Genomic DNA, 19584 nt, shown 5'->3' with positions numbered 1-19584 from the left:
AGCGGTTGGTTAAGATCTTTCGTCTCAACCGAGGCGCGCATTCTACAGCAGCCTCATTTACTGTCAAGCGATTTTTTAAGAAGTTTTCGAAGATTTTCTCAACAACTTCAACCACTTGCGCTTCCGATCTCTCGTTAGCGGGAGGCGAATTCTACAGCGTTACACGCTGCTGTCAACACCTCTTTTCAACCGCTTTCGACCGAGACGATCGAATCGTTAACAAGGCGACCACACACTGCCTTATCAACTGCTTCTGGCCTCGATGAACTGAAGCGTAACCACTGCCGAAAACTTGGTAACTCGTTGAATCTCAAGGAGTTTTCCGTTTCGACTGCGCCGGAAGTGGGGCGAATTATAGAGACATATAATTCGCCGTCAACACCTATTTCCTACTTTATTCGGATTTAAGCGTGATGCGCGCAAACGCCTTCTTACCTGCCTGGCACACATGCGTCGCGCCCAATGCATATATATAGGAGCGATCAACAACTTCGCCATCCACGCGCACACCACCAGAACCCAGAAGGTCACGCGCCACTGCGGCGTTCTTAACCAGCCCGGCCTTATTAAGGACAGCAGCAATCGGCATATCCTCAGCAGCGGTCAGCTCGATCTCCGGCAGATCCTCAGGCAGCTCGCCATCTTTCATCCGATTGCCCGCAGCGCGATGTGCACTTGCAGCCGCCTCTTCGCCATGGAAGCGCGCAACGATTTCCTCAGCCAGCTTGATCTTGATATCACGCGGATTCGCACCCGCCTCGACATCAGCGCGCAACGCATCGATCTCTTCCATAGAGCGGAAGCTGAGCAGCTCAAAATAGCGCCACATCAATGCATCAGGAATGGAAACCAGTTTGCCGTACATAACCCCCGGCGCCTCTTGGATACCCACATAGTTACCCAAGGACTTGGACATCTTTTTGACCCCATCCAACCCCTCAAGCAACGGCATGGTCAGAATGCACTGCGCCTCTTGAGCATAACCGCGCTGCAGTTCACGCCCCATCAACAGGTTGAACTTCTGGTCGGTACCACCCAGCTCGACATCAGCACGCAGCGCAACCGAGTCATAGCCCTGGACAAGCGGATACAAAAACTCATGGATAGCAATCGGCTGATTAGTCGAGTAGCGCTTGTCGAAGTCATCGCGCTCAAGCATCCGCGCAACGGTGTATTGGGAAGTCAGACGAATAAAATCCGCCGGCCCCATCTTGTCCATCCACGTCGAGTTGAAAGCCACCTCAGTCTTGGCTGGATCAAGAATCTTGAAGACCTGGCTTTTATAGGTCTCGGCATTTTCCAGAACCTGCTCGCGAGTCAGCGGCGGACGAGTGGCACTCTTGCCGCTTGGATCACCGATCATCCCGGTAAAGTCGCCAATCAGGAAGATCACTTGGTGACCCAGATCCTGGAACTGACGCAGCTTGTTGATAAGCACGGTATGCCCAAGGTGCAAATCCGGCGCAGTCGGATCGAAGCCGGCCTTGATACGCAGCGGCACGCCACGCTTGAGCTTCTCGATCAACTCGGACTCGACCAACAACTCTTCCGCACCACGTTTGATCAGCGCTAGCTGCTCTTCAACCGACTTCATAACAGACCCGCAAGGCTCAGATTCAAAAGGGAACCAACCATACAAGATCACGGACTAATTACAAGTTTTGCCCGGCATACGGGAGCATTCAGAGAACAGAGTGTCCGTGCGCTTGCGTCACAGATGATTTGGTTATATTTTATACAGTTATTTCATCTTCATCATGTCATTCATCTTTTCCATTTCATCTTTTCAAAGTCAAATTACCTATGACCACCGAACCGTCTAAAGCGCCACCGCTTTATCCGAAGAGCCACCTGCTCGCCGCAAGCGGCATAGCAGCCCTTCTAAGTCTGGCTCTACTGGTATTCCCTTCCAGTGATGTTGAAGCCAAAAAAACCACATTGAGCCTTGATCTGGAAAGCCCGATTGAGCAACTCACACAAGATCAAGACGCTGCATCCACGGAACAAGCCACAACTGAAGCAGTAGCCTCACCTTTCGCACAGATCGAAAACACCTCAGAAGACACTACGGAAACCGCAGAAAACACGCCTGCGCCTGCCGCCGCGGAAGAAGCAAAAGCCCCGGGTCATAGAGAAGTCACAGTCACCAAGGGCGACACCCTGTCCACTCTGTTCGAAAAGGTTGGCCTGCCCGCTACCTCCGTGCACGAAATACTGGCCAGCGACAAGCAAGCCAAACAGTTCTCTCAGCTCAAACATGGCCAGAAACTGGAGTTTGAACTGACTCCAGACGGCCAACTGAACAACCTGCACACCAAAGTCAGCGACCTGGAAACCATCACGCTGACCAAAGGCCCCAAAGGCTTTACCTTCAACCGAGTGATCACCAAGCCAGTAGTGCGCTCAGCCTACGTTCACGGCGTGATCAACAGTTCGCTTTCACAGTCCGCCGCCCGTGCCGGCCTGTCCCATAGCCTGACCATGGATATGGCGAGCATTTTCGGCTACGACATCGACTTCGCTCAGGACATTCGCCAGGGTGACGAGTTTGACGTGATCTATGAGCAGAAAGTCGCCAACGGCAAAGTGGTCGGGACCGGCAATATCCTCTCCGCGCGTTTCACCAACCGTGGCAAAACCTACACCGCAGTGCGCTACACCAACAAACAAGGCTCAAGCAGCTACTACACTGCAGACGGCAACAGCATGCGCAAGGCGTTTATCCGCACGCCAGTGGACTTTGCCCGCATCAGCTCACGCTTCTCCATGGGGCGCAAACATCCGATCCTGAACAAAATCCGCGCTCACAAGGGCGTCGACTATGCCGCTCCACGGGGCACCCCCATCAAAGCGGCCGGCGACGGCAAGGTCCTGCTCGCAGGTCGCCGCGGCGGTTACGGCAACACCGTGATCATCCAGCACGGCAATACCTACCGCACGCTGTACGGCCACATGCAAGGCTTCGCCAAAGGCGTCAAGACCGGCGGCTCGGTGAAGCAGGGTCAGGTCATTGGCTATATCGGCACCACAGGCCTGTCCACCGGCCCACACTTGCATTACGAGTTCCAGGTCAACGGCGTCCACGTAGACCCGCTGGGCCAGAAGCTGCCAATGGCCGATCCGATTGCCAAGGCTGAACGTGCTCGCTTCCTCCAGCAGAGCCAGCCTCTGATGGCTCGAATGGAGCAGGAAAAGGCCACGATGCTGGCCTCGAGCAAGCGCTGAATCATGGCGCTCTATATAGGAGTCATGTCCGGAACCAGCCTGGATGGCCTGGACATTGCCCTGATCGAGCAGGATCCGGCGATCAGATTGATCGCCACCCACTACATCCCCATGCCAGAAACCCTGCGCGCCGAGCTGTTGAGCTTGTGCGCCAGCGGCCCTGACGAGATTGCCCGCTCCGCCATCGCCCAGCAGCAGTGGGTCAAGCTGGCGGCCCAGGGCATTCACAGCCTTCTGCAACAGCAACAACTGCAGGCTCAGGACATTCGCGCCATCGGCAGTCACGGTCAGACAGTACGTCATGAACCGAGCCGCGGTTTTACTGTGCAGATCGGCAATCCAGCACTACTCGCCGAACTCACCGGCATCAGCGTCGTCAGTGACTTTCGCAGTCGCGATGTAGCCGCCGGCGGCCAAGGTGCACCACTGGTCCCGGCCTTCCACGAAGCCCTGTTTGAGCGACGCCCAGGAAGCCGCGCGGTTCTGAACATTGGTGGCTTCAGCAACCTGAGCCTGATCGAGACAGACAAACCGGTGACCGGCTTCGATTGCGGCCCAGGCAATGTGCTGCTCGATGCCTGGATACAGGATCAACGCGCAGAAACCTTTGACCGCAACGGTCAGTGGGCCGCCAGCGGCCAACTCGACCAGGCCTTGTTGACAACCCTGCTCAGCGACCCGTTCTTCGCCACCCAGGGGCCGAAGAGCACTGGGCGCGAGGTATTCAATCTACAGTGGCTGCAACGGCAGCTGGCGCAGCACCCTCCGCTTCCCGCCGAAGATGTGCAAGCCACTCTGCTGGAACTGACCGCCCTAACCATTGTTCAGTCACTGCAAGCGGCACAAAGCGACACCCAGGAGCTTCTGGTCTGTGGCGGTGGCGCCCACAACAGCGCCCTGATGCAGCGCCTCGCGACACTACTGCCCGAGACTCGGGTCAGCAGCACCGCTGCCTGTGGCGTGGACCCCGACTGGGTCGAAGCCATGGCCTTCGCCTGGCTGGCCCATTGCTGCATGCAAGGCATTGCCGCCAACCGCCCCAGCGTTACCGGCGCCCGCGGCCTGCGCATACTGGGCGCCATCTACCCTGCTTGAACAGCAGGCAGCAAAACGCCGCAGGATCGTCAGACCCTGCGGCGCTAGGCGAATGGCTTTGAGTGACCGATCAGATCGAAAACGATGACCCGCAACCACAGGTAGTGGTGGCATTGGGGTTTTTGATCACGAAACGCGAACCTTCCAGACCTTCCTGATAGTCCACCTCGGCACCGGCCAGGTACTGGAAACTCATGGGGTCCACGACCAGGCTCACACCCTCACGCTCAACGATGGTGTCATCCTCGGCCACTTCCTCATCAAAAGTGAAACCGTACTGAAACCCCGAACAACCGCCGCCCGTAACGAATACGCGCAGCTTCAAGCGATCATTACCCTCTTCGTCGACCAGGGTCTTCACCTTGTGCGCTGCACCTTGAGTGAATTGCAAAGCCGTGGGGGTGAAGGATTCAACGCTCATGCTGACTATCTCCCGGCGTTAAGCCGCCATACTGCGTAATGACGCGCATTATCCGCTTCTCCTAGAAAAGCGGTCAACTATTGTTACGGTATATCAATAGTCGTACAGCTACCCGCATAACGCAGAAAGGCCCGTCAGACGGGCCTTTCTGTTCAACGCTAAAACGGCCCTAAGGCAGCATGCCCGCGTGAGACAGACCCAGACGCTCATCCAGGCCAAAGAGAATGTTGAGGTTTTGCACCGCCTGGCCCGAAGCGCCCTTGACCAGGTTGTCGATGACCGACAGCACCACCACCAGATCACCGTCCTGCGGACGATGCACGGCGATCCGGCACACGTTGGCGCCACGCACGCTGCGGGTTTCAGGATGACTGCCAGCGGGCATCACATCGACAAAAGGCTCATTGGCATAACGCTTCTCGAACAACGCCTGCAAATCAACCGAACGGTCCACCACGGTCGAGTAGAGCGTCGAGTGAATACCACGAATCATCGGGGTCAAATGCGGAACGAAGGTCAGACCCACATCCTTGCCCGCCGCCCGCCGCAAGCCCTGGCGGATTTCCGGCAAGTGACGATGCCCTTTGACCGCGTAGGCCTTCATGCTTTCAGAGGTTTCCGAATACAACGAACCCACGCTGGCACCGCGGCCGGCACCGCTGACACCTGACTTGCAGTCGGCGATCAAACGGGACGCATCAGCAAGACCCGCTTCCAGCAGCGGCAGGAAGCCCAGTTGGGTGGCGGTTGGATAGCAGCCCGGAACAGCGATCAGCCGAGCCTGCTTGATCTGCTCGCGATTGACTTCAGGCAACCCGTAGACCGCCTCCTCCAGCAGTTCGGGAGCGCCGTGGGGCTGGCCGTACCACTTGGCCCACTCATCGGCGTCCTGCAGACGGAAGTCCGCCGACAGGTCGATGACCTTGGTTCCCGCCGCCAGCAATTCCCCGGCCAGGGCATGGGCCACCCCGTGAGGCGTGGCGAAGAACACCACATCGCAGGCCCCCAGGGTCGCGATGTCCGGCACGCTAAAGGCCAGGCCGTCATAGTGACCGCGCAGGTTGGGGTACATGTCGGCGACGGCCAGGCCGGCTTCGGATCGCGAAGTGATGACCTCCACTCGCGCTTGCGGATGCTGTGCCAACAGACGCAGCAGTTCGACACCGGTGTAACCCGTGCCGCCGACGATACCGACCTTGACCATAAACCTGCCCTCAACGAACCCACTGGAAAGCTGCCGATAATAGGGGCGGCGCGCCCCTGCGACAACCGTCAAGGTGACGTGCGGCCGCTCTACCCTCTACTATCCTCGCCACCGTGAATCTGGGAATAACTAAAAATGCTCTATCTATGGCTCAAAGCCTTTCATATCGTCAGCGTGGTCTGCTGGTTTGCCGGCCTGTTCTACCTGCCACGCCTGTTCGTCTATCACGCCCAAAGCGAAGACAACGTCAGCCGCGAACGCTTCTGCCTGATGGAGCGCAAGCTGTACCGCTTCATCATGGGCCCGGCGATGATCGCGACGCTGATCTTCGGCATCTGGCTGATCAGCCTCAACCCCAGCGCCTACTTCGGCCAGGGTGGCTGGATGCACGCCAAGCTGACCCTGGTGGTGATCCTGATCGGTTATCACCACATGTGCGGCGCGCAAGTGAAGCGCTTCGCCCGTGGCGAGAACACCCGCAGCCATGTCTTTTATCGCTGGTTCAATGAAGTACCGGTTCTGCTATTGCTGGCTATCGTAATTTTGGTCGTTGTCAGGCCGTTCTAACACTGACTAGTCACTTCCCTGGGGGTACTCCAATGTCACTGCCCGTTCTGCTCGAGCAACACCTGCGCCTGCCTCTGGTGGCGGCGCCGATGTTCCTGATCTCCAACCCTGAGCTGGTCCTGGCCTGTTGTCGCAATGGCGTGGTCGGCAGCTTCCCGGCCCTGAACCAGCGCGAAAGCAGTGGCTTCAAGGCCTGGCTCGAAGAGATCGAGACGGGGCTGGGCACATTGGAGAACCCTGCCCCCTACGCAGTGAACCTGATCGTGCACAACAGCAATCCGCGCCTGCAGGCCGATCTGCAGATCTGCATCGAGCACAAAGTGCCGATCGTCATCACCAGCCTGGGAGCGGTCAAGGAAGTCGTGGACGCCGTACACAGCTACGGCGGCCTGGTGTTTCATGACGTGACCACGCGCCGGCACGCGGAGAAAGCCGCAGAAGCCGGAGTCGATGGCCTGATCGCGGTCGCCGCGGGCGCCGGCGGGCACGCGGGCACCTGGAGCCCCTTCGCCCTCATTGCCGAAATCCGCCAGTTCTTCGACAAGACCCTGCTGCTGGCCGGCTGCCTGAACCGCGGCCACGAGATTCTCGCCGCTCAATTGCTCGGTGCCGACCTGGCGTATCTGGGCACGCGCTTTATCGGCACCCGCGAAAGTCACGCGCCGGACGCCTACAAGGAGATGCTGCTCAGTTCCCGTGCTGCGGACATCGTGCACACCGCCGCCGTGTCCGGGGTGCCCGCCAGCTTCATGCGCCAAAGCCTGGAAAATGCCGGTTTCGACCTGGCAGCCCTGCAAGGCAAGGGCGAAATCAACTTCGGCTCCAAGCTCAAGCCCATCAGCGACGAGGCCAAGGCCTGGAAAACCGTATGGTCGGCCGGCCAAGGCGTAGGCGAAATCGACGACCTGCCCAGCATCGATCAATTGATCGCCCGCCTGGACAGCGAATACCGGGCCGCCCAGGCACGCGCCGCGCAGTTGGGCAATCGCTGGCCGCGTTAACCCGTTCTCATTGTTTTTTGGCCAGCGGGGGGGCGCTGGCCTTAAACTAGCCGCCTTTTATGTAAGCCTTCTTTTCAAGAGACAGGGATGCCCCCATGAGCGAAACCCGCTACAAGATTGTTTTCGACGGCACGCTGCTGCCCGGCGTCGAGAAGTCCACCGCCCAACTGAACCTGGCCGAACTGTTCAAAAGCGATGCTTCCGCAGTGGAGCGTCTGTTCAGCGGTCAACGGGTAGAACTCAAACGCGATCTGACTCAGGCGGACGCCCAGCGTTACCTGGAAGCCCTGAAAAACGCCGGGATCGATGCCCGTATCGAAGCTGAACATGCCCTGGATCTGAACCTGGACGCGGTCACCCATGCCCCGAGCCCGGCCCCGCTCAGCGAGTCGCCCTACGCGCCGCCACAAGCCACGGTCGGCGAAGCTCTGCCGCAATACGCCACGCTCAATGTCTTCAGCTTCGAGGGCCGCATCGGCCGCCTGCGCTACCTGGCCTGGACCCTGGTCCTGACGGTCGCCATGCTGGCCGTGATCGGAGTCGGTGCGTTCTTCGGCATCCTTTCCGCCGCAGTGCTCAACTCCTCGCTTCTCACCGGACTGGGGATCATCGGCGGCATCGTGGTGTTCATCGGTTTCATCGTCGTCAGCATCCAGATCAGCGTGCAGCGCCTGCATGACCTGGGCTGGTCCGGCTGGCTGTGGTTGCTGACCTTCGTGCCCATCGTCGGCAGCATTTTCCCGCTGGTGTTGATGGTCAGCCCGGGCAGTAACATCGCCAACCGCTACGGCGCCCCGCCACCGCCCAATACCACCGCGGTCAAAGTCCTGTCGTGGATGTGGGTGGTGCTGATCGTGGCGCTGATCGTTGCCATGGTGGCCGGCGGCCTGAGCTCGCTGGAAGATCGCTACAGTGAGACCAGCTACAGCGAAAGCGTCGACTCCGCCAGCGTTGACGAGGACGCAGAACCCGCCGACAGCGCCGCGGCCCCTGTAGAATCCGAGCAAGAATAAACGCGTCCGAGCCTGCGACCCTTCCTGTCGCAGGCAGCCGGCCGTTGCGATGGAGAAATGCATGACCCGTTACGCTCTGATCACCGGTGCTTCCAGCGGCATAGGCCTGGCCCTGGCCGAAGCACTGGCCCGGCGTGGGCGCAACCTGCTTCTGGTGGCCCGCCAGCGTGATCAGCTGGAAAGCATCGCCCTGGAGCTGACCCAGCGCTTTGGTGTCGAAGTGCTGTTTCGCGCCTGCGACCTGGGCGAGCCCCTGCGCCTGTCCGGCTTCCTGCTGGAGCTGGAAGAAGGCGAGCGCCAGATAGACCTGCTGGTCAATTGTGCCGGCATCGGCACTTGCGGCCCCTTCCTGGCCCAGGACTGGATGACCGAACAGGACCTGATCGAGGTCAACATCCTGGCCCTGACCCGCCTGTGTCATGCCCTGGGTAACAGCATGGCGCTGCTGGGCGGCGGGCAGATTCTCAACGTCGCCTCGGTAGCCGCCTTCTATCCCGGCCCGTGGATGAGCACCTACTACGCCAGCAAGGCCTATGTCCTGCACTTTTCCGAGGGCCTGCGCGAAGAACTGAAAAAATGCGCAGTCAAAGTCTCGGTGCTGTGCCCCGGTCCGACTCGCACGGGCTTTTTCCGCACCGCACAAATGGACACTCAAAAGCTCAACGACAGCAAACTGCTCATGAGCCCCGAGGAAGTGGCCCTGTACGCGGTCCGCGCGCTGGAGAAGAACCGCGCCATCATCATTCCCGGCCGGCTCAATCGCTGGATGGCGTTCAGCAGCCGCCTGGGCTCGCGCTGGCTGACCCGCAAGATCGTCGGTTACGTCAATCGGGCCTATTGCCCACGTTAGATACCGGGGCTGGGCGCACAGGATGAGCCTGAGTACACTCAGCCCGGACCAACCCAATGGAGAAACAGCTGTGGATACTCTGTTCACCAAGATCATCAACAGAGAAATACCCGCGAAGATCATCTACGAGGACGACCAGGTTCTGGCCTTCCACGATATCGCCCCGCAAGCGCCGGTGCACTTCCTGGTGATTCCGAAAAAGCCCATCCGCACCCTCAACGATCTCACCGAGGACGACAAGGCGCTGGCCGGACACATTTTGTTCACCGCCCAGCGACTGGCCAAGGAACAAGGCTGTGAAGACGGCTTCCGAGTGGTGATGAACTGCAATGAGCTGGGCGGCCAGACCGTCTACCACATTCACATGCATGTGCTGGGTCAACGTCAGATGAACTGGCCTCCGGGCTGATTGCCCCGCCCACGCCCCCGCACGGCGCCCTCTCGTCGGACCTGCGACGAGGGTGCGCTGATCCAGCGCAGTTTTAGCCCCATCGATTGGAGTAAACTGGCCGCCGAGATTCCCTCCGGAGATAAGCATGACTACCCAACGTCACTACTCGCCGATCGACCGCCTGCTGCTGCAAGCCGATATGGCCATGCGCACGCTGCTGCCTTTCAGTGGCCAACCTTATCGCCCGTCGCCGGCCATCGTGCAGCCGGAAGCGCAGATGAGTGACGAGGACACCCGGCACGTCGCCGGTCTGATGCGCATCAACCACACCGGGGAAGTCTGTGCCCAGGCGCTGTATCAGGGCCAGGCGCTGACCGCCAAGCTGCCTCAGGTACGCCAGGCCATGGAACATGCCGCCGAAGAAGAAATCGATCACCTGGCCTGGTGCGAGCAACGCATCCGTCAGTTGGGCAGCCATCCCAGCGTCCTCAATCCGTTGTTCTACGGTCTGTCGTTCGGCATCGGCGCGGCGGCCGGCCTGATCAGCGACAAGGTCAGCCTGGGCTTCGTCGCCGCCACCGAAGATCAGGTTTGCAAGCACCTGAACGAGCACCTGGAACAACTCCCGGCCGAAGACGAAAAGTCCCGAGCCATTCTCGAGCAGATGCGCATCGACGAAGAACACCACGCCGAAACCGCCCTTGAAGCCGGCGGCTTTCGCTTCCCGGCACCGGTCAAGTTCGGCATGAGCCTGTTGGCCAAGGTCATGACCAAGAGCACCTACCGGATCTGACTCCACTGCTGCCGCCGACAAAAAAGGGCGCTCCATGAGCGCCCTTTGCGTTGCCCGAAGCAATCGTCGCCGATCAGGCGAGCTCGACGATTTCGTAATCGTGAGTGATGGCCACGCCAGCGGCGCCGAGCATGATCGAGGCCGAGCAGTATTTCTCCGCCGACAGTTCGATGGCGCGCTTGACCTGGGCTTCTTTCAAGCCCCGCCCCTTGACCACGAAGTGCATGTGAATCTTGGTGAAGACCTTGGGATCCTCGGTCGCGCGCTCGGCGTCGAGGAAGGCCTCACAGCTTTCCACGGCCTGACGGGATTTCTTCAGAATGCTCACCACGTCGAAGTTGCTGCAACCACCCACGCCCAGCAGGAGCATTTCCATGGGGCGAACACCCAGATTACGTCCACCGGCTTCTGGTGGGCCGTCCATCACCACGACATGACCGCTGCCCGACTCACCGAGGAACATGGCTTCGCCAGCCCATTGGATGCGTGCCTTCATCGCCAAGACTCCACTGCTAAAAAAGGGTCGCCAGCTTAGCACAGGGTCTGGCCAGGGCCGCGCCTTGCTCGCTCTAGGCCTATTACCGATCCTTAATCAGAAAAATCTTAAATCCGCTTAAGATGTGTCTGTTAAGCTGACGCCAAATGAATGGCGCATCGCCAGCGTGAAACAGCTTCGCTTTTCACCCCATAACAAACACCTCAGACCGTGCAGTCTTTTCGGGATACAACCATGGTTGCTATTGCCCCCACCCCCAGAATCAAAAATCTCGACAAGCTGCTGATGCACTGTCAACGCCGCCGGTATCAGGCCAAGAGCAACATCATCTGCGCCGGCGATGCGTCAGACAGCCTGTACTTCATCATCAAGGGTTCGGTGACCATCCTCATCGAAGACGACGACGGCCGGGAGATGATCATTGCCTACCTCAACGCCGGGGACTTCTTCGGCGAGCTGGGCCTGTTCGAAGAAGCCGGGCAGGAGCAGCAACGCAGCGCCTGGGTACGCGCCAAGGTGGAATGCGAAGTGGCGGAAATCAGCTATGCCAAGTTCCGTGAACTGTCGCAGATCGATCCGGACATTCTCTATGTACTGAGCGGGCAGATCGCCCAGCGCCTGCGCAACACCACGCGCAAGGTCGGCGATCTGGCGTTCTTCGATGTGACCGGACGGGTTGCCCGCTGCTTGCTGGAGCTGTGCAAGCAACCGGATGCCATGACCCATCCGGACGGCATGCAGATCAAGATCACCCGCCAGGAGATCGGTCGGATCGTCGGCTGTTCACGGGAAATGGTCGGTCGCGTCCTCAAGGATCTGGAAGAACGCAATCTGGTTCACGTCAAAGGCAAGACCATGGTGGTGTTCGGCACCCGCTAGCCGGGCAGGAAGCCCTGGAGCATCTCTCGGTAGAGACTGTCCAGCCGGCCGATGGCATCGGGAGCGGCAAAAGCCTCATGCAAGGCGATATGGCTCTCGGCCCGGCAACGCTGTTCCAGGCCGCAGGCCTGATTGAAGGTATTGACCGCCCCCACCATCGAGGCGCGCTCGTTATCCAGCAACAAGGCTCCGTGCACCAGCCCGACCGGCCGCTGCCCGCCTTTGCTCTGGCGCCAGCGCTGGGCGGTGCCGACCAGCTTGCGGCCGTCCAGATTGACGTTGAACCGCCCATCGCAGAACGCTCCGTCCACTTCCCCCAATGACGGCTTGCCCCCCAGCTCGGTGAGCAGGTCGCAAATCGGCTGGCACAACCGTCGATAGGCGGTTTCGATCCGCCCCTGATCCCCCTCGCTACGCGGCGGCGCATAGACCAGCGCAATGTTCACCGTGGCCGCCGACTGCGGCACCGGCTCACCGCCGGTTTCCCGCAGCAGCACCGGCCAGCCATTGGCGGCCGACGCCTGGCAAGCCTGCTCGAACCCGGGCAAACGACTCAGGCGCCGCGGCATTACCAGCGCGCGGTCACTGGGCTGCCAGAACAGCAGGCCAAACTCCTGCTCGCCAGCGCACACCAGCGCCAGCAGATCCTGCTCGGCCTGCAGGCCGGCTTCGACGGTCAAGGCAAGGGGTTGGGTCATGACAGGGCAAGTCCTTGGCAGTAGATATGAAAAAGCCGGCAGTGCCGGCTTGTTCAGTGTTTCAGGTTCAGTCCAGGGTCGAACCGCTGACCGGAAGGCCGCGCTCGGGGAAGAACAGACGTTGCAGTTCGCTGCCCGGGCTCTCGGCGCGCATGAACGCCTCGCCCACCAGGAACGAATAGACGTTGCTGATTTCCATCAACTCAACATCGGCGCGATTAAGAATGCCGCTCTCGGTAATCACCAGGCGGTCGCGGGGAATCCGCGGCAGCAGGTCGAGGGTGGTTTCCAGATCGACATCGAACGTGTGCAGGTTGCGGTTGTTGATCCCCACCAACGGCGTGTCGAGGGTTTTCAGTGCCCGCTCCAGTTCGTCGCCATCGTGCACTTCCACCAGCACATCCAGGCCAACGCCCTTGGCCACCGCGGCCAGTTCAGCCATTCGCGCGTCATCCAGCGCGGCGACGATCAGCAGCACACAGTCGGCCCCCAAGGCGCGGGCTTCGACGATCTGATAGGGATCGATCATGAAATCCTTGCGGATAACCGGCAACTTGCTGGCCGCCCGAGCCTGCTGCAGGTAAGCATCGGCCCCCTGGAAAAAGTCGACGTCGGTGAGCACCGACAGGCAGGTCGCGCCGCCCTTCTCATAGCTCTTGGCGATGTCGGCCGGAACGAAGTTCTCGCGGATCACACCTTTGCTGGGTGAGGCCTTCTTGATCTCGGCGATCACCGCCGGTTGCTTGAGCTTGACCTGCTCCTGCAGAGCCCTGGCGAAACCGCGCGGGGCATCGGCGGCTCGCGCCAGGGTTTCCAGCTCGGCCAGGCTGACACGCGCGCTACGCTCGGCAACCTCCTGCACCTTGCGGGCGAGGATCTTTTCCAGAACAGTCGGCACACTCATCCTTCATTCTCCTGCTTGAACACCGCGGTAAAGGCGCCCAGTTCCTCAAGCTTTTCCCGGGCCAGGCCCGTGTGCAAGGCATCGTGAGCCAGGGCCACGCCCTCTTTCAGGCTGCTGGCATGATCGGCGGCATACAGCGCCGCACCGGCATTGAGCACAATCATTTCGGCGGCCTTCTGGCCGTGCTCGGTCTTGCGTCGTCCCAGGGCATCGCGAATCAGCTCCAGGGACGCCGCCGGGCTTTCCACCACCAGGCCAAACAGGCTCTGGCTCTTCATGCCCAGGTCTTCGGGCTGCACCCAGTACTCGGTGATCTGATCATTCTTCAGCTCGGCCACATAGGTCGGCGCGGCCAGGCTGAACTCGTCCAGGCCATCCTGGGAATGCACCACCAGCACATGCTTGCTGCCCAGTCGTTGCAAAACCTCGGCCAACGGCCGGCACAACGCCTGGGTGAACACGCCCACCACCTGATGTTTCACGCCGGCCGGATTCGTAAGCGGGCCAAGCATGTTGAACAGGGTGCGCAGACCGAGGTCGCGACGCGGGCCGGCGGCATATTTCATGGCGCCGTGATGAGACTGGGCAAACATGAAGCCGATGCCGACATTGTCGATGCAGCGCGCCACCTGGACCGGAGTCAGGTTCAGGTAGACCCCGGCCGACTCCAGCAGGTCGGCGCTGCCGCTCTTGCCGGACACCGCGCGATTGCCATGCTTGGCGACCGTGCAGCCGGCTGCCGCGACCACGAAAGAAGAAGCCGTGGAAACGTTGAAGATGTTCGCACCGTCACCGCCGGTGCCCACCACATCCACGACACCGTCGAGGGTCTTGAGCTCGACCTTGTCGGCCAACTCGCGCATCACCGACACCGCGCCGACGATTTCGTCGATGCTCTCGCTTTTCATGCGCATGGCCATCATGAAAGCGCCAATCTGCGCATCGGTGCATTGACCGGTCATGATCTCGCGCATCACATCGCGCATCTCGTCGGTGCTCAGGTCCAGATGGCCGACAATACGGCTCAGGGCAGTCTTGATATCCATGAAAAGTCCTTAGCGCGTGCCGCCGCTCTGTTTGAGGAAGTTGGCGAACAGCTCGTGGCCCTGCTCGGTGAGAATAGACTCGGGGTGAAATTGCACACCCTCGATATTCAGCGTCTTGTGGCGCAGCCCCATGATCTCGTCGACGGAACCGTCTTCCAGTTGGGTCCAGGCGGTGACTTCAAGGCAGTCGGGCAGGCTGTCCCGCTTGACCACCAGCGAGTGGTAGCGGGTCACCGTCAGCGGCAGGTTCAGGCCGCTGAATACCCCCAGGTCACGATGGAACACCGGGCTGGTCTTGCCGTGCATCACTTGCCGGGCACGCACCACCTGGCCGCCAAAGGCCTGGCCGATGGACTGGTGCCCCAGGCACACGCCGAGAATCGGCAGCTTGCCGGCGAAATGCTTGATCGCCTCGATGGAGACACCGGCTTCGGTTGGCGTGCAGGGGCCGGGCGAAACCACGATGCGTTCAGGCTTGAGCGCCTCGATTTCCGCCACGGTCAGCTCGTCGTTGCGCACCACCTTCACCTCGGCCCCCAACTCGCCCAGGTACTGGACGACGTTATAGGTGAAGGAGTCGTAGTTATCGATCATCAGCAACATAGTGGAAACTCCTCAAGCCTTGGATGCGGGGGTTTGTTCAGCCAGTGCCACGGCACGGAACATTGCGCGACGCTTGTTCAGCGTCTCTTCCCACTCCAGGGACGGCACCGAGTCGGCAACAATCCCGCCGCCGGCCTGTACATGCAGCTCACCGTTCTTGATCACTGCGGTGCGAATGGCAATCGCGGTGTCCATGTTGCCGTTCCAGGCGAAGTAACCCACGGCGCCGCCGTAGACGCCGCGCTTGACCGGTTCCAGCTCGTCGATGATTTCCATGGCGCGGATCTTCGGTGCCCCGGACAAAGTCCCCGCCGGCAGGATCGCCCGCAGGGCATCCATCGCCGTCAGCCCGGCCTTCAATTGACCGGTGACGTTGGAAACGATGTGCATCACGTTGGAATAACGCTCGATGACCATCTTCTCGGTGAGCTTCACGCTGCCGATTTCGGACACCCGACCGGTATCGTTGCGCCCCAGGTCGATCAGCATCAGGTGCTCGGCGATCTCCTTGGCATCCGACAGCAGGTCCTGCTCCAGGGCCAGGTCGGCTTCCTCAGTAGCGCCTCGCGGACGGGTGCCGGCGATCGGCCGCACAGTAATCAGATTGTCCTCGACCCGCACCAGCACTTCTGGCGAGCTGCCCACTACATGGAAGTCACCGAAGTTGAAGAAGTACATGTAGGGCGTCGGGTTGAAGCAGCGCAGCGCCCGGTACAGATCGATGGGCGCGGCCGAAAAATCGATGGACATGCGCTGGGACGGCACCACCTGCATGCAGTCACCGGCCAGGATGTACTCCTTGATGGTGTCCACCGCCCGCTCATAGTCGCCCTGGGTGAAGCTGGAGCGGAACACCGGTTCCGCCGCCGACTGCTTGCTGAAATCCAGCCCGGGGCGTGGGGTGATCGGCTGGCGCAGCTGGGCCAGCAATTCCTGCAACCGCGCCTGGCCAGCTTCGAAGGCATTGTCCTGGCTCGGATCGGCCAGCACGATGGCGTGCATCTTGCCCGCCAGGTTGTCGAACACCACCACCGCATCGGAAACCATCAGCAGGATATCCGGTACGCCGATCGGATCCGGATTCGGACATTGGCCCAGGCGCGGCTCAACATAACGCACGCAGTCATAGCCGAAATACCCCACCAGGCCGCCGTTGAAACGCGGCAGGCCGGCGATGGTCGGTACGTTGTAGCGAGCCTTGAATTCCTCGACGAAGGCCAGCGGATCAGCCACTTCATGGCTTTCGATCTCGACGCCGTCATGGGTCACGCTGACCCGGTGCCCATGCACGCGCAACACGGTGCGGCACGGCAGGCCGATGATCGAGTAGCGCCCCCACTTCTCGCCGCCCTGCACCGACTCCAGCAAGTAGGAGTTGGGCTGATCGGCCAGTTTCAGGTAGATCGACAGCGGCGTGTCGAAGTCGGCAAGGGTTTCGCAGGCCAGCGGGATACGGTTGTAACCGGCTGCGGCCAAACGCAGGAATTCTTCGCGAATCATGGGATGCCTCGTGGCTTGAGGGTCTAACAGTCAGGTATGCAAACACGCCGGCAGGGCCGGCCAGACAAAAATCAGGCGCGCCAACGCCAACGGGCCAAGGCCTTGATGACTTTCATCCAGAGTTTGCGAGTGACCACCACGATGGAGTTTCCAGAAGGGGATGGAACAGCGTCGGGCAACGTTATCTCAGCGGCAGGTTCTAAGCAACCGGGGATCAGCGCCCGCAGGTTGTCGATCACCAGCGCCGGCGACTCCTCGGCAATCGGCCGACCATGGTTATAGCCGTAGCTCAGCGCCACGCACTTGACCCCCGCGGCCTTGGCCGCCAGCACGTCACTGCGCGAGTCGCCGACGAACAGTGATTGCGAGGCCGGCACGCTGGCCATCTTCATCACGAAGAACAGCGCCGCCGGATCGGGTTTCTTTTGCGGCAGGGTGTCGCCGCCGATGATCCAGCGGAAATACCGGCCGATCTTCATCTGATCCAGCAAGGGGGCAACGAAACGCTCGGGCTTGTTGGTGATCAGGGCCATTTCCACGCCCTGCTTGTGCAGCCACTTGAGGGTTTCACGCACGCCGGGATAGACCACGGTCAGCTCATGACTGTCTTCATAGGCCGCATTGAACAGTTCAAGGGCGTGCTCGGCCTCGACGTCGTCGACACCCTGGGCATCCAGGCTGTTGGCCAGGGCCCGACGCACCAGCATCGGCGCACCATTGCCGACCCACTCGCGCACCGCGTCGATACCCGCAGGCTTGCGCCCCAGCTTGAGCAGCATCTGATCCACGGCGGCCGCGAGATCCGGCACCGAATCGACCAGAGTGCCATCCAGGTCGAACATCACCAGCCGCGGCAGACGCCCCGGGAACAACTGCTCAAATGCGCTCATGAGCGCGCCAGCGCCAGTTCGGCGCGCATCTTCTCGATGACTTCACGGTAATCCGGCGCATTGAAGATCGCCGAACCGGCAACAAAGGTGTCAGCGCCAGCGGCGGCGATCTCACGGATGTTGCCGACGTTCACCCCGCCGTCGATTTCCAGGCGGATATCGCGGCCAGAGGCATCGATCAGGGCCCGCGCCTCACGCAGCTTGTCGAGGGTCCCAGGAATGAACTTCTGCCCGCCAAAGCCCGGGTTGACGCTCATCAACAGCACCATGTCGACCTTGTCCATCACGTACTTGAGCACGTCCAGCGGGGTCGCCGGGTTGAACACCAGGCCCGCCTTGCAACCGCCTTCGCGGATCATCTGCAGGGAGCGATCCACATGCAGGGTGGCTTCCGGGTGAAAGGTGATGTAGGTCGCGCCCGCCTCGATGAAGTCGCCGATGATGCGGTCCACCGGAGTCACCATCAGGTGCGCATCGATCGGCGCAGTGATCCCGTACTTGCGCAGCGCGGAGCAGACCATCGGGCCGATGGTCAGGTTCGGCACATAGTGGTTGTCCATGACGTCGAAGTGGACGATATCGGCACCGGCGGCCAGGACATTGTCCACTTCCTCGCCCAGACGGGCGAAGTCGGCGGAGAGAATCGACGGAGCAATAGCGAAGGGCTGCATGACGCACCTTTTTTGAGCAGAATCACGATGGCGCGCATTGTATACCTCATGCTTTGGGGCGCACACCGTAACCGCGATGTTCAGTAAGCCGCGCGATAGATCTTCTCGATATCGGCGGGGCTCAGTTTGCGCGGATTGTTGCGCATCAGACGCTCGATCCCCGCGGCCTCCACGGCCATGGCGGGAATCGCCTCCTCAGGCACGCCAAAGCTGCGCAAGCCACTGGGAATCTCCACCGCGGCGCACAAGGCCGTCATCGCGTCCACCGCTCGATCGGCGGCTTCGCTGGCACTCAAGTGCGCGGTCCGTACCCCCATGGCTTCGGCGATATCCTGCATACGCTCGACGCAGGCCATCTTGTTCCAGGTCATGACATAGGGCAGCAGCAAGGCATTGCTGACCCCGTGGGACATATGGAAACGCCCCCCCAGGGGATAGGCCAGCGCATGCACCGCCCCGACCCCGGCATTGCCGAAGGCCATGCCCGCCATCAGGCTGGCGGTGGCCATATCCTCGCGGGCCTGCAGGTTGGCCGGGTTGGCATAGGCCTTGGGCAGCGCCTTGACGATCAACTGGATGGCCCCTATGGCCAGGGCATCGGTGATCGCCGAGGCATTGAGCGACAGATAGGCTTCAATCGCGTGCACCAGGGCGTCGACGCCACTGGCGGCGGTCACGCTGCGCGGGCAAGTCAGGGTCATCTGCGGACTGACCAGGGCCACGTCCGGCAGCAGGTAGTCGCTGACAATGCCCTTCTTCAGTTGCGCGGCCCGGTCGGACAGTATCGCCACGTTGGTGACTTCCGAACCGGTGCCGGCGGTGGTAGGAATGGCGATCAGCGGCGGCCCCTTGCGCGGCACCTGGTCGATGCCAAACAGGTCTTCCAGGGCGCCGTGATAGCCGGCATAGGCCGCGACACTCTTGGCAATGTCGATGGCGCTGCCGCCCCCCAGCCCGATCAGCCCGTCATGCCCGCCTTCGCGGTAAACCTGCATGCAGTCCTCGACGATGGCGATTTCCGGATCGGGCAGCACCCGATCGAAGATCTCGTAATCGCGCTCCCCCAGATGGGCCAGCGCCAGCGCCACCGTGCCCGACTTGAGCAGCGCGGCATCCGTGACGATCAGGGGGTTGTCGACATCCAGGCGGGTCAGCTCAGCCGCCAGTTGCTCGATGGCGGTACTGCCGGTGAGCAGCTTATGAGCGATCTTGAAAGAGGAAATACTCATGTGCGCAGCCTCTTATATAGAAGGGGGAAGCTGGCACAAGCGTAGACGCGGATGATCGGTTGTCGCCTATTCAGCGGACGAATGCCCTGCCGCCCCTCGCCCGGGGCA

The 19584-nt window shown here is 60.9% G+C and carries 21 protein-coding genes; 9 read left to right on the top strand and 12 right to left on the bottom strand.

Annotated elements, in window-relative coordinates:
• Positions 1–394: 394 nt before the first annotated feature.
• The gene (gene tyrS / locus GWQ44_RS08920; protein ID WP_275927057.1) at positions 395–1594 is read right to left on the bottom strand and encodes a tyrosine--tRNA ligase; all 1200 of its coding nucleotides are present in this window, start codon (positions 1592–1594) and stop codon (positions 395–397) included.
• 209 nt (positions 1595–1803) lie between these two features.
• Between tyrS and GWQ44_RS08915 the strand changes: the two genes are divergently transcribed.
• On the top strand, positions 1804–3225 hold the full coding sequence (locus GWQ44_RS08915; RefSeq protein ID WP_275927056.1) for a peptidoglycan DD-metalloendopeptidase family protein: 1422 nt from the start codon (positions 1804–1806) through the stop codon (positions 3223–3225).
• 3 nt (positions 3226–3228) lie between these two features.
• Positions 3229–4320, top strand: coding sequence for an anhydro-N-acetylmuramic acid kinase (locus GWQ44_RS08910; RefSeq protein ID WP_275927055.1), 1092 nt, complete (start codon positions 3229–3231; stop codon positions 4318–4320).
• 70 nt (positions 4321–4390) lie between these two features.
• Here the strand turns inward: GWQ44_RS08910 and erpA are convergent, their stop codons facing one another.
• On the bottom strand, positions 4391–4741 hold the full coding sequence (gene erpA, locus GWQ44_RS08905) for an iron-sulfur cluster insertion protein ErpA (protein WP_011063789.1): 351 nt from the start codon (positions 4739–4741) through the stop codon (positions 4391–4393).
• Between the two features lie 169 nt (positions 4742–4910).
• Positions 4911–5945: an N-acetyl-gamma-glutamyl-phosphate reductase gene (gene argC, locus GWQ44_RS08900; protein WP_047306330.1), complete on the bottom strand. Its 1035-nt coding sequence runs from the start codon at positions 5943–5945 to the stop codon at positions 4911–4913.
• A 135-nt stretch (positions 5946–6080) separates the two neighbouring features.
• Between argC and hemJ the strand changes: the two genes are divergently transcribed.
• The 6 genes from hemJ to coq7 all read left to right on the top strand — a co-directional run bounded on the left by hemJ (position 6081) and on the right by coq7 (position 10560).
• Complete coding sequence (hemJ, locus tag GWQ44_RS08895) at positions 6081–6512, top strand: protoporphyrinogen oxidase HemJ (RefSeq protein WP_016963738.1); 432 nt, start codon at positions 6081–6083, stop codon at positions 6510–6512.
• Positions 6513–6544: 32 nt separating this feature from the next.
• Positions 6545–7513: a nitronate monooxygenase family protein gene (locus GWQ44_RS08890; RefSeq protein WP_253129758.1), complete on the top strand. Its 969-nt coding sequence runs from the start codon at positions 6545–6547 to the stop codon at positions 7511–7513.
• Positions 7514–7608: 95 nt separating this feature from the next.
• Positions 7609–8526: a DUF805 domain-containing protein gene (locus GWQ44_RS08885; RefSeq protein ID WP_275927054.1), complete on the top strand. Its 918-nt coding sequence runs from the start codon at positions 7609–7611 to the stop codon at positions 8524–8526.
• A 61-nt stretch (positions 8527–8587) separates the two neighbouring features.
• Positions 8588–9376 (top strand): SDR family oxidoreductase, encoded by a 789-nt coding sequence (locus tag GWQ44_RS08880; protein WP_016963741.1) that lies wholly within the window; start codon positions 8588–8590, stop codon positions 9374–9376.
• Positions 9377–9446: 70 nt separating this feature from the next.
• Positions 9447–9785 carry a histidine triad nucleotide-binding protein gene (locus GWQ44_RS08875; RefSeq protein ID WP_016963742.1) on the top strand — a complete coding sequence of 113 codons (339 nt, stop codon included), beginning with the start codon at positions 9447–9449 and terminating at the stop codon, positions 9783–9785.
• 127 nt (positions 9786–9912) lie between these two features.
• Positions 9913–10560: a 2-polyprenyl-3-methyl-6-methoxy-1,4-benzoquinone monooxygenase gene (gene coq7 / locus GWQ44_RS08870; protein WP_011063796.1), complete on the top strand. Its 648-nt coding sequence runs from the start codon at positions 9913–9915 to the stop codon at positions 10558–10560.
• Positions 10561–10633: 73 nt separating this feature from the next.
• Here coq7 and GWQ44_RS08865 read toward each other — a convergent pair whose 3' ends face one another.
• Positions 10634–11056 carry an OsmC family protein gene (locus GWQ44_RS08865; protein WP_275927053.1) on the bottom strand — a complete coding sequence of 141 codons (423 nt, stop codon included), beginning with the start codon at positions 11054–11056 and terminating at the stop codon, positions 10634–10636.
• A gap of 234 nt (positions 11057–11290) precedes the next feature.
• On the opposite strand from GWQ44_RS08865, the gene crp reads away from it, so the two are divergent.
• Positions 11291–11935 carry a cAMP-activated global transcriptional regulator CRP gene (gene crp, locus GWQ44_RS08860; protein ID WP_016963743.1) on the top strand — a complete coding sequence of 215 codons (645 nt, stop codon included), beginning with the start codon at positions 11291–11293 and terminating at the stop codon, positions 11933–11935.
• On the opposite strand, the gene GWQ44_RS08855 is transcribed toward crp, so the two are convergent.
• The 8 genes from GWQ44_RS08855 to GWQ44_RS08820 all read right to left on the bottom strand — a co-directional run bounded on the left by GWQ44_RS08855 (position 11932) and on the right by GWQ44_RS08820 (position 19476).
• Entirely contained in the window at positions 11932–12633 is a 702-nt protein-coding gene (locus GWQ44_RS08855; RefSeq protein WP_047306334.1) for a lipoate--protein ligase family protein, read from the bottom strand. The two genes, crp and GWQ44_RS08855, sit on opposite strands and share 4 nt — an antisense overlap.
• A gap of 67 nt (positions 12634–12700) precedes the next feature.
• Entirely contained in the window at positions 12701–13537 is an 837-nt protein-coding gene (gene trpC, locus GWQ44_RS08850; protein ID WP_047306335.1) for an indole-3-glycerol phosphate synthase TrpC, read from the bottom strand.
• On the bottom strand, positions 13534–14583 hold the full coding sequence (trpD, locus tag GWQ44_RS08845; protein ID WP_016963746.1) for an anthranilate phosphoribosyltransferase: 1050 nt from the start codon (positions 14581–14583) through the stop codon (positions 13534–13536). The genes trpC and trpD overlap by 4 nt, the downstream gene beginning before the upstream one ends.
• Before the next feature lie 9 nt (positions 14584–14592).
• Complete coding sequence (locus tag GWQ44_RS08840; protein WP_016963747.1) at positions 14593–15186, bottom strand: aminodeoxychorismate/anthranilate synthase component II; 594 nt, start codon at positions 15184–15186, stop codon at positions 14593–14595.
• Between the two features lie 12 nt (positions 15187–15198).
• A complete protein-coding gene (gene trpE, locus GWQ44_RS08835; RefSeq protein WP_047306351.1) occupies positions 15199–16686 on the bottom strand; it encodes an anthranilate synthase component I in 1488 nt (495 codons plus the stop codon).
• Between the two features lie 71 nt (positions 16687–16757).
• Positions 16758–17576: a phosphoglycolate phosphatase gene (locus GWQ44_RS08830; protein WP_103742294.1), complete on the bottom strand. Its 819-nt coding sequence runs from the start codon at positions 17574–17576 to the stop codon at positions 16758–16760.
• The gene (gene rpe, locus GWQ44_RS08825) at positions 17573–18247 is read right to left on the bottom strand and encodes a ribulose-phosphate 3-epimerase (RefSeq protein ID WP_016963811.1); all 675 of its coding nucleotides are present in this window, start codon (positions 18245–18247) and stop codon (positions 17573–17575) included. The genes GWQ44_RS08830 and rpe overlap by 4 nt, the downstream gene beginning before the upstream one ends.
• Before the next feature lie 80 nt (positions 18248–18327).
• Positions 18328–19476: an iron-containing alcohol dehydrogenase gene (locus tag GWQ44_RS08820; RefSeq protein ID WP_047306353.1), complete on the bottom strand. Its 1149-nt coding sequence runs from the start codon at positions 19474–19476 to the stop codon at positions 18328–18330.
• Positions 19477–19584: the final 108 nt, after the last annotated feature.

This window comes from Pseudomonas sp. 3MA1, assembly GCF_029237275.1.
In the GTDB taxonomy this organism is placed as follows: Bacteria; Pseudomonadota; Gammaproteobacteria; order Pseudomonadales; family Pseudomonadaceae; genus Aquipseudomonas; species Aquipseudomonas fluorescens_AP.
The sequence above is the reverse complement of the archived record's forward strand: the minus strand, read 5'-3'. Positions and strand labels throughout refer to the sequence as shown.